Here is an 8,831-nt window from a genome sequence, read left to right on the forward strand (position 1 = left end):
TCAGCTCCGAGGATCAAACGCATCGCGGCAGGCTTCGCCGATGAACACCAGCAACGAAAGGATCAAGGCCAGCACCACAAACGCCGTCAGGCCAAGCCAGGGCGCTTGCAGATTGCGCTTGGCCTCTCCAATCAGCTCGCCCAGCGAAGCACTGCCCGCCGGCATGCCGAAACCGAGAAAATCCAGCGCAGTGAGGGTGGCGATGGCGCCGGTGATGATGAACGGCAGGTAGGTCAGGGTGCTGGTCATCGCGTTGGGCAGGATGTGCCGCCACATCAGCGCGGCATCGGTCAGGCCCAGTGCGCGGGCGGCTTTGACGTACTCCAGATTGCGCCCGCGCAGGAACTCGGCACGCACCACGTCCACCAGCGACAGCCAGGAAAACAGCGCCATGATGCCCAGCAACCACCAGAAACTCGGTGATACAAAGCCGGACAAAATGATCAGCAGGTACAGCACCGGCAAACCCGACCATATCTCTTGAATACGCTGGCCGATAAGGTCGGTCATGCCGCCGTAATACCCCTGAATCGCCCCGGCACATATCCCTATCACCGTGCTGATTAACGTCAACAACAGCGCGAACAGAATGGAGATTCGCGCGCCGAACAGCACTCGTGCCAACACGTCACGCGCCTGCTCGTCGGTGCCCAGCCAGTTGATGTGGTCAGGCGGGCTGGGCGACGGCGCGTCCAGATCGTAGTTGATGGTGTCGTAGCTGAACGGGATCGGCGCAAACAGCATCCAGCCGTTTTTCGCGGCGATCAGCTTGCGCACGTAGTCGCTGGCATAGTCCGGTTCGAAGAGCAGTTCGCCGCCGAAATCGGTTTCCATGTAGGTGTGCAACACCGGGTAATACATCTGCCCGTCGTAGCTGATCAGTAACGGTTTGTCGTTGGCGATGAGCTCGCCGCACAGGCACACCAGCATCAGCCCGATGAAGATCCACAGCGACCACCAGCCACGCCGGTTGGCCTTGAACAGGTCGAGGCGCCGCCGGGTCTGGGGAGAGAATTCGAACATCAGGCGCTCCTCGCGGAAAAGTCGATGCGCGGGTCGACCAGCGTGTAGCACAGGTCACCGATCAGTTTGATCAGCAGGCCGAACAGCGTGAACAGGAACAGCGTGCCGAACACAATCGGGTAATCGCGCGAAACCGCTGCCTCGTAACTCATTCGCCCCAAACCGTCGAGGCCAAAGATGGTTTCGATCAGCAGCGAGCCAGCGAAAAACACCTCGATCAATGCCTGCGGAATGCCGGCGATGACCAGCAGCATGGCGTTGCGAAACACATGGCCGTACAGCACGCGATGCTCGGTCAGGCCCTTGGCCCGCGCCGTGACCACGTACTGGCGGCTGATCTCGTTGAGGAAGCTGTTCTTGGTGAGGATGGTCAGCGTGGCGAACCCGCCGATCACCAGCGAACTGACCGGCAGCACCAGGTGCCACAGATAGTCTTTCACCTTGCCCCAGGTGCTCAGGCTGTCGAAGTTGTCCGAGAACAGCCCTTGCGCCGGAAACCAGCTCAGATAGCTGCCGCCGGCAAATACCACGATCAGCAGAATGGCGAACAGAAACGCTGGCGTCGCATAGCCGATGATCACCAGCGTGCTGCTCCACACATCGAACGCACTGCCATGCCGCACCGCTTTGCGAATGCCCAGCGGGATCGAAATCAGGTAGGTGATCAGCGTCGCCCAGAGCCCGAGAGACAGCGACACCGGCAGTTTCTGTGCAATCAGTTCGGTGACCGACGCACCCCTGAAGAAGCTGGTGCCGAAATCCAGTTGCGCGTAGTTCTTGAGCATCAGCCAGAGTCGTTCGTGCATTGGCTTGTCGAAACCGTAGTGCTCCTTGATCTGCTCGATCAGCGCCGGGTCAAGCCCTCGTGTGCTACGGCTGGCGGTGCCGCTGGCAGCCACTTCACCACCACCGCCACCGACCCCGTTGGGGCTGAAACCCTGAATGCGGGCGATGGCCTGCTCGACCGGGCCGCCGGGCGCGGCTTGCACGATCAGGAAGTTGACGATCAGGATTGCCAGCAGCGTGGGGATGATCAGCAGCAAGCGTCGAATCACGTAAGCCAGCATCTCAATGCTCCTTCGCAGCGGTGGTCTTGCCGTTTAGTGCCGCGGCCTGAGCGTTGGTCAGCGGCGTCGGGCTTATCTGCCACCAGGTTTCCAGCCCCACGTCGTAGATCGGCGCCACCGCAGGCATGCCAAAACGGTTGGCGAACACCAGCGGCGTGCCTTTGGAATAGTAATTGGGAATCATGTAGTAGCCCCATTGCAGGACCCGATCCAGCGCCCGCGCATACAGCACCATGTCATTGCGAGTGTTGGCGCTCACCAGCCCGTCGATCAACGTGTCTACCGCAGGGTTGCGTAGCACCATTGCATTGGAGCTGCCCACTTCTGTGGCGCTTTGCGAGCCGTACAGGTTGTACAGCTCGCGCCCTGGAGAAATGATGGGGTTGCCGTTTTTCGGCAGTGTGACCACGATCATGTCGTAGTCCCTTGCGTTGAGCCGGTTGATGTACTGCGCCGAATCGATACGCAGAAAATCCAGGGTGATACCGATCTGCGCCAGGGTGCGTTTGAACGGCAGAATCAGTCGGTCGAAACCGCCCTGACCGTCGAGAAAACTGAACACCATCGGCTCGCCCGCAGCGTTGACCAGCTTGTTGTCTTTCGGGTGCCAGCCAGCCTCTGCCAGCAGCTTCAGGGCCTGCAATTGTTTGTCACGAATGTAACCGCTGCCGTCGGTTTTTGGTGGTTGATAGACCGTGGTGAATACTTCGTCCGGCACCTGAGCGCGCAATGGTTCTAGAATCTTCAGCTCGGCGGGTGTCGGCAGTTCGGTGGCGGCCATGTCGCTTTTCGGAAAGTAGCTCTGCTCGCGCACGTAGAAATTGCGCATGACCCGGCGATTGATCCAGTCGAAATCCCACAGCAGCGACAGCGCTTCACGCACGCGGCGATCCTTGAAGATCGGGTTGTCCAGATTGAACACAAAGCCCTGCGCGGCGACCGGGCGCTGCTGGGCGAAGATGCGTTTCTGCAAGCGTCCGTCGTCTATCGCCGGGCCGCTGTAGCCGACCACGAAGCCGGAAGAAGAGAACTCGCGGTTGTAGTCGAAGGTTCCTGCCTGCAGCAGTTGGCGGGCTATCTCGGTGTCGCCGTAGTAGTTCACGCTGAGGCTGTCGAAGTTATACAGCCCACGGCTGACCGGCAGGTCCTTGCCCCACCAGTCCTTGACCCGTTCGAATGTGACGCTGCGCCCGGCGTCGACCTTGGAGACTCGGTAAGGGCCATTGCCCAGCGGCGGCTCGAAACCGCCACCGTTGGCAAAGTCGCGGTTCTTCCACCAGTGCTCCGGCAGGATGTGCAGGCTGGCAATGTCCAGCGCCAGCATGCGGTTGAGGTTGTTCTTGAAGTCGAAGCGAATCTGTAGCGGCCCCTCGATGGTCACCTCTTTGACGTCGGCGAACATGGGGCGATAGCTGAAGCTGGCCTTGGTGGTCATCAGCTCGAAGGTGTAGCGCACGTCTTGTGCAGTGACGGGTTTGCCGTCCTCGAAGCGCGCGTTGGGGTTGAGGAAAAAGCGAATCCACAGACCGTCGGGATCCATCTCCATTTTTTCGGCAATCAGCCCATACACGGTGTACGGCTCATCCAGCGAGCGGTAGGCCAATGGCGAGTAGACCCAGCTGTCGACCTCCCTCACGTTGATGCCCTGATCGACGTAAGGGTTGAGGTAGTTGAACTGGCCGATTTCTTCCGCTGAGCGTGTCAGCGAGCCGCCTTTGGGGGCGTTCGGGTTGACGTAGTCGAAGTGCTGGAAGCCAGCCGGGTATTTCGGAGCTTCGCCATAGACCGTCAAGGCATGGGTCGGCGCCGCCTGCGCGACTGGCCAGCAACTCAATAGCGTGACACCCAGAATCAGGCGCCGCAGAAAACGGGAATGACGCAGCATGATGGGGCTTTCCTCGTGCGCACTGAATGACGATGAGCCGCGAAAAAGCCCCCGGCCGGGGAAGGTGGATGAAGCCTGGGCCGGAGGGGGCGAGCTCGCAATCAGACGTGGCCCACGGAGCGTGTATGGGCCACCTCGTTACACTCAGAAGTGGTAAGTCGCGCGTGCGAACAGGGTGCGGCCCAGCGGGTCGGCGTAGCGAGGGTCATAGCCGGACTGGAAGTTGTAGGCCTGGTTGGAGAACGGCGGGTTGCGGTCGAACATGTTGCGTACCCCTGCATCGATATCCAGCACCTTGTCGAAGGTATGACCCACCGACATGTCCCACAGCGCATACGACGCGACGCGGGCGTTGGTGGTGCGGTCATAGTCGTTGTAGCCGCTGGTGAAGCGGTTGGTGAGGGATGCACGGGTGTCACCCAGCGACCAGGTGCCGGTCAGTACGTGTTTCCAGCGCGCGATCACGCCATCTCCCTGGAAGTCGCCTACCTTGTCGGTGTAAGGGCCGTCGATGATGTTCTGGAAGTCATAACGGGTGACGTAAGTACCAGTCATGCCCAGACCGAACTGACCGTACGGCGTGTTCGGAAAGCGATAGTCTAGGGTCACGTCGATACCGCTGGTCTTGACGATGCCCAGGTTGGCGTTGCCGGTGACGATGTTGGCAATCGAACCGTCGGCGGCGCGTACGTAGCGGTCAGCGTAGGTGTTCGGGTCATCGAAAACGGTCGACTCAGGGAACGACTGAATCTGGTTGGAGATATGAATCCACCAGAAGTCCAGGCCCATCGACAGGTTGTTGACCGGCTGATAGACGAAGCCCAGCGTCATGTTGCGAGCTTTTTCCGGGGCCAGCTCAGTGTTGCCACCGCTGTTGTTGAGGAACTGTTGCGCGCAATCGCGTCCGGCGTTGCCACCCGGTTGCACAGTGCCACCGGCACAGAGTACCGGATCGTTGTAGTAGCCTTGGGTGTAGCTCAGGCTGCGCGGTGCATAGAGCTCATACAGTGACGGCGCGCGGAAGCCTTCGCTGTAGGCACCACGGACCACCAGTTGCTTGAACGGCTGGTAGCGGAACGAGTATTTGGGGTTGGTGGTGCTGCCGAAGTCACTGTATTTGTCGTGACGAACAGCGGCGGTCAGCTCCAGGCTGTCCAGTACCGGTACGTTAAGTTCGGCGTATTCGGCTTTGACACTGCGGTCGCCTTCTACGCTGCCGGCTGCATCCAGCCCCAGGCTGCTGATGTCGTTGACGAAGGGGTCGAAGTCCTGGTGCATCTTCTCCTTGCGGTATTCGCCGCCCAGCGCCAGGCCGGACGGGCCCGCGCCGAACCAGTCGCCGATTTCCCGGCTGATGCGTGCATCCAGCCCGGCCACCCGGCCTACGGCGCTGGAGTACTGACCGTGGTATTCGCTGGCATCGATCAGCGCCTGGCCTTGCGCCGTTTGCGGGCCGAACGGGTTGAGCACGCCATTGGCAAGGCCGTTCAGCATCGCCGAGTCGCTGACATAACCACTGGTAACCGATGAAAGTACCTTGTTCTGGTTGTACGAAGCGCCGACGTTATAGTCCCAGCCGCCCACCAGCCCGTCGAAATTCAGCAGAAAGCGCTGGCTGGTGTTCTGATCGTTGCCGCCACGCGGGCCTGCTGCGGTTTCGCGCCAGGCGGTGTTGACCGGTAGCGTCGGGTCGATGGTGAAATCGGTAGGTGCCGGGGTAATGCCGTTGCCAGGGTAGAAGGGTGACGACGCGTCCAGCGAAAGACCTGTGAGCGGCGCAGGGCCAATGCCGGTGTGGTTATTGTTGCGTGCCCAGAAATATTCGAGGCTGACGTTGTGATCGTCGGCCAGCTTGCCGGTGGCCTTGCCGAAGAATGAGGTCTTCTCGGTCTGCGGGATCAAGTCGATGTATTCGCGGGTGCTGAACCGGCAGATACCGTTGCTGGCGATCAGATTGGGGCCGCTGCAGTTTCTGCCCAGCGGGTTGCCGGAGTTGTCGCCCTGATAATAGTTGGCCGGGTAGGCGGTCCCGGAAGTCTGATTGAGCCCGCGTCCTGGCTGGTAATCCCGCGTGAACGAGCGGTCGTTGGCGTCCAGGTTCTGTTGCTTGTTGTAGTTGACCACGCCCATGACGTTGAAGCGGTCTTCTTCCAGATCACCGAAGCCCCAGCTGGCGCTCATGTCCTTGCTGGCACCGCCACCACTGGCAGTCGGCGTCTCGCCACCCAGCGTCAGGGTGCCGTCAGTCAGCGACTTTTTAGTGATGAAGTTGATCACACCGCCGATGGCGTCGGTGCCGTACAGCGCCGAGGCACCGTCACGCAGCACTTCGACGCGGTCGATGGCGGCGAACGGGATCATGTTCAGGTCGATGGCGCTGCCATTGGGTGTGCCCACACCGGAAATCGCATTGTTGGCCAGGCGACGGCCGTTGAGCAGCACCAGCGTCTTGTTCGCGCCAATGCCACGCATGTCGGCGAAGGAGGCACCACCGGTGCTGGCGCCAACCGAGCCGGCGCTGTTCTGGATCGACTGGCTGCCGGTGATGCGCTGGACCATTTCCTGAGTGGTGGTCACGCCCTGTTTCTTCAGGTCGTCGGCACGCAGGATGGTGATCGGCACAGCCGTTTCGGCATCGACCCGACGGATCGCCGAACCAGTCACTTCGACACGTTGCAATTGGGTCGTGGCAGGCACAACCGCTGCACTGGTGGACACCGCCGAAGCGCCTGTGTCCGCATCGACGGCTTCAGCCGCCTGGGCACCGCTCATGCCCATCGCCAATGCACAGAGCAAGGCACGTGGATGACGTCGGACCGCGAGGGCCAGTGGTTTGAGGGTGCAACCGGGAAGATTCATCAGCATGGTTAGTTCCGACTTGATCCAGACATTTATTGAAATGGCCTTGTGAGCCCTCTGTTCCCGACGCGGTTGTGCCGAGCGGGTATTCCACTTCTTTTTTCCAGCAAGCCGCTCCCCTCCAGGGGCTTTTCAGCCCACGGACGACCGCATTCACGGGAGTCGGGTCAGACGGCTGCGCGCGGCGAAACCGTCAAATCACTCAAGGGTTATTTCGCCGTCATGACGGAGATCTTCGTAATGCCGGAGCGTTCGATGGACGCCATCGCCTTGGCCACCTGGCCGTAATTCACGGCAGTGTCGGCCTGCAGCTGAACGCGGATTTCCGGGTCCTTTGCCTTTTCGTCCTGCAGGCTTTTTTCCAGCAGCTCCGGGGCGATTTCCGATTTGGCGAGGTAGAACTTGCCGTCCTGATCGACGCTGACCACCACCGGGTTTTTCTTCTCGGCGGGGGCGACTGCGTCGGTCTTGGGCAAGTTGACCTTGATCGCGTTGGTCATCAGCGGCGTGGTGACGATGAACACCACCAGCAGCACGAGCATCACGTCGACCAGCGGCGTGACGTTCATTTCGCTGAGTACTTCATCGCTGTCCTGAGTGGAGAAAGACATTAGCTGGCCTCCCGAACGGCATGGCCATTCTTGCTGGCGATGGGCTGGCGCGTGACAGCAAAGGCGCTGCGCTGGGCGAGGGCGTCGAAGTCGTGGGCGAAGTCATCCATGTCGGCCACGGCGAGCTTGAGGCGGCGCAGGAAGAAGTTGTAGATCAGCACTGCCGGCACGGCGACGGCGATACCCACGCCGGTGGCGACCAGCGCGTGACCGATAGGCCCGGCGACCGCTTCAAGGCTGGCCGAGCCGGTCACGCCGATGCTTTGCAGCGCTTCCATGATCCCCCAGACCGTACCGAACAGGCCGATGAAGGGCGCGGTGCTGCCGATACTGGCGAGAATCGCCTGGCCGCTTTCCAGCGCGCGACGCTCTTTTTGTATCTGCTGGCGCAGGTTGCGCTCCAGACGGTCCGAGCGGTTGATGGTGTGCGCCAATTGTTGCGTGGTGCGCGGCGACTCATCGACCGCCATAGCTTCAAAGCCACTGTTGGCGATACGCGCCAGCGCGCCAGGGTATTGCGCAGAATGCTCGGCAGCGGTGAGCAGGTCCGGTGCGCTCCAGAACGCTTTGGTGAACTGCTTGTTCTGCGACTTCTGCCGGACGTACTGCGCCGACTTGATCAGCAGCAATGCCCAACTCAATACGGAAAATACAATCAATGCCCAGAGCACGGCCGGGACGATCATGGAAGAGAGCGATGCGTTCATGGTTTAAACCTCACCAGCTTTGATAATTGAATGGTCGGTTGTCAGGTGCCGGGTCATTCCGGCAGCTTGAAGTCAATGGTCTGCGTCGCGACGCCTTCTATCGGCGTGTCCCCGCGCTTGGCCGGAATAAACTTCCAGTTGCGCACGGCCTCTACAGCCGCTTCGTCCAGTACCGGTTTGCCGCTGGATTTGGTCACCTCTACAGCGCCTGCGCGGCCGTTGGGCAGCACCTTGATGCGCAGCACCACACGACCCTCCCAACTGCGGCGCAAGGCCAGCCCCGGATACTCCGGTGGCGGATTGCCCAGGCTGGCGAGCCCGGAAACAGCAGCGCTCTCCTTGACCGGGGCGGGTGCTGCAGCGGGTGCCGGAGGCGCGGGCGCAGGGGTTGGCGGCGCAGGCGGACTTGGTGCAGCAGCAGGCGTCGGCGCGGGCGGTGTAGGCTTTTTCACCGGTTCAACTTTCTTCACCGGCTTGGGCTTCTCGACCTTTGGCTTCTCCACCGGTTTGGGGGGCGGCTCGACCGCGTCCGGGTCCTCGACCGGTTGTTCCGGTTCGGGTGGCGGCGGCGGGGGAGGTGGCGGAGGTGGTGGCTCGGGCGGCGGCGGTTCCGGCGCGGGCGGTGTCGGGCTGGTCAGTTCGATAGTCATTTCCGGAACTTGCGGCGCAACTTCCGGCA

7 protein-coding genes are annotated in these 8,831 nt (G+C 61.2%); all 7 read right to left on the minus strand.

What is annotated here, in order from left to right; genetic code table 11:
- Positions 1-1,023, minus strand: coding sequence for an ABC transporter permease (locus tag ALO43_RS05210; RefSeq protein WP_054997203.1), 1,023 nt, complete (start codon positions 1,021-1,023; stop codon positions 1-3).
- Positions 1,023-2,090 (minus strand): microcin C ABC transporter permease YejB, encoded by a 1,068-nt coding sequence (locus ALO43_RS05215; RefSeq protein WP_054997204.1) that lies wholly within the window; start codon positions 2,088-2,090, stop codon positions 1,023-1,025. The genes ALO43_RS05210 and ALO43_RS05215 overlap by 1 nt, the downstream gene beginning before the upstream one ends.
- Position 2,091: 1 nt before the next feature.
- Positions 2,092-3,975, minus strand: coding sequence for an extracellular solute-binding protein (locus ALO43_RS05220; protein WP_054997205.1), 1,884 nt, complete (start codon positions 3,973-3,975; stop codon positions 2,092-2,094).
- A 144-nt stretch (positions 3,976-4,119) separates the two neighbouring features.
- Positions 4,120-6,840 carry a TonB-dependent receptor gene (locus tag ALO43_RS05225; RefSeq protein WP_054997206.1) on the minus strand — a complete coding sequence of 907 codons (2,721 nt, stop codon included), beginning with the start codon at positions 6,838-6,840 and terminating at the stop codon, positions 4,120-4,122.
- A 203-nt stretch (positions 6,841-7,043) separates the two neighbouring features.
- Complete coding sequence (locus tag ALO43_RS05230; RefSeq protein WP_002555939.1) at positions 7,044-7,445, minus strand: ExbD/TolR family protein; 402 nt, start codon at positions 7,443-7,445, stop codon at positions 7,044-7,046.
- On the minus strand, positions 7,445-8,131 hold the full coding sequence (locus ALO43_RS05235; protein WP_010220340.1) for a MotA/TolQ/ExbB proton channel family protein: 687 nt from the start codon (positions 8,129-8,131) through the stop codon (positions 7,445-7,447). The genes ALO43_RS05230 and ALO43_RS05235 overlap by 1 nt, the downstream gene beginning before the upstream one ends.
- 74 nt (positions 8,132-8,205) lie before the next feature.
- A partial coding sequence (locus tag ALO43_RS05240) for an energy transducer TonB (RefSeq protein WP_054997211.1) occupies positions 8,206-8,831 on the minus strand: 626 nt, incomplete at its 5' end.

This window comes from Pseudomonas tremae (assembly GCF_001401155.1).
Taxonomy (GTDB): domain Bacteria; phylum Pseudomonadota; class Gammaproteobacteria; order Pseudomonadales; family Pseudomonadaceae; genus Aquipseudomonas; species Aquipseudomonas tremae.

Bases quoted from the DNA above. Each gene is read 5' to 3' on its own strand.
- ALO43_RS05210 (WP_054997203.1), bottom strand. From the start codon at position 1,023: ATGTTCGAATTCTCTCCCCAGACCCGGCGGCGCCTCGACCTGTTCAAG.
- ALO43_RS05215 (WP_054997204.1), bottom strand. From the start codon at position 2,090: ATGCTGGCTTACGTGATTCGACGCTTGCTGCTGATCATCCCCACGCTG.
- ALO43_RS05220 (WP_054997205.1), bottom strand. From the start codon at position 3,975: ATGCTGCGTCATTCCCGTTTTCTGCGGCGCCTGATTCTGGGTGTCACG.
- ALO43_RS05225 (WP_054997206.1), bottom strand. From the start codon at position 6,840: ATGCTGATGAATCTTCCCGGTTGCACCCTCAAACCACTGGCCCTCGCG.
- ALO43_RS05230 (WP_002555939.1), bottom strand. From the start codon at position 7,445: ATGTCTTTCTCCACTCAGGACAGCGATGAAGTACTCAGCGAAATGAAC.
- ALO43_RS05235 (WP_010220340.1), bottom strand. From the start codon at position 8,131: ATGATCGTCCCGGCCGTGCTCTGGGCATTGATTGTATTTTCCGTATTG.